This window comes from Halorubrum sp. SP3 (genome assembly GCF_005435195.1).
In the GTDB taxonomy this organism is placed as follows: domain Archaea; phylum Halobacteriota; class Halobacteria; order Halobacteriales; family Haloferacaceae; genus Halorubrum; species Halorubrum sodomense.
The window spans coordinates 349-1260 of the sequence record NZ_SGTU01000106.1 but is presented as its reverse complement, the minus strand read 5'-3'; the positions used below and the strand labels follow the sequence as shown (position 1 = coordinate 1260).

The window sequence follows — 912 nt, the reverse complement described above, 5'->3', positions numbered from 1 at the left end:
ATCGAGATCTACACATTTGGGTTGATGTTGTCAGTCCAAGTGAGGCCAATCAGTTAGCTGAACGTAGGCGCTGAGCCCCTGTTCCCAGCGAGCGCCGGACAAAGCGAGAGTATAAGCAAGGAGAAAGTTCGTGGTGCTTACTAGCTGCTCGGTCAACTATGTAGTAGCGCACTCACGGTGTGGGCTACGGTCTCGTTCGGGTGGATCATTGGTGGATGAGCGCGGCCAGCCTCGTGCTCCTCAACGGTTGGTTGGCGACCACTGTTCAGGTGTTCGTTGGAGGGACCGCACGCGTGACTACCCACGGCGCCAATGTTGCCACTGCGGTCGGCCCGAGTGAGAGCCCTGACACGGGCGAGTGACAGTTGCGGACAGAGACGGAAGCCACTCTCCGGTGAGACGGGAAAAACTCGGTCAGTCCGGACTATTCCAGCTTCATTGTTCCGCAGGGTGGCTACCGTGGCACGGTCAAAACGCCGCCCAGTTCGTCGGTTCCGGCTTTCGGACCCGCAGCTCTTGATCTCCATCGTCGGTACGCCGCGTCTCGATCACGTCGTCGAACAGCGGAACGAACTGCTCGACGGTCGAGGCGTCATGTACGCTGGGGTCAATTGTCACGAACACCGGCCAGCCCGTGCCGACCGACTTCTGTACGAGAATATTAACGAACTGGAATACGTCCGAAGGTGACGTGTACACTAACAGTGGCGAGAGATTCGTGAGCCCGACCGAGAGCTGATCTGTCCTGCGTTGTTCGAGAATGTCGGAGAATTTCATCCCGATAGACGTGAGATTCTCTGGGCCTTGGGCGTACTTTGTCGACGCCGTGTCATCCGGTGGTTGTTCAAAAGTATTTGTGACACAGTCGACAATAACGGGCTCAGACTCGGAACCCGCCGTCAGCCGCTGATA

The 912-nt window shown here is 57.3% G+C and carries 1 protein-coding gene; it reads right to left on the bottom strand.

Going from position 1 to position 912, the window contains the following annotated elements:
* Positions 1 to 468 precede the first annotated feature (468 nt).
* A partial coding sequence (locus tag EXE42_RS15650; protein WP_206750735.1) for a hypothetical protein occupies positions 469 to 912 on the bottom strand: 444 nt, incomplete at its 5' end.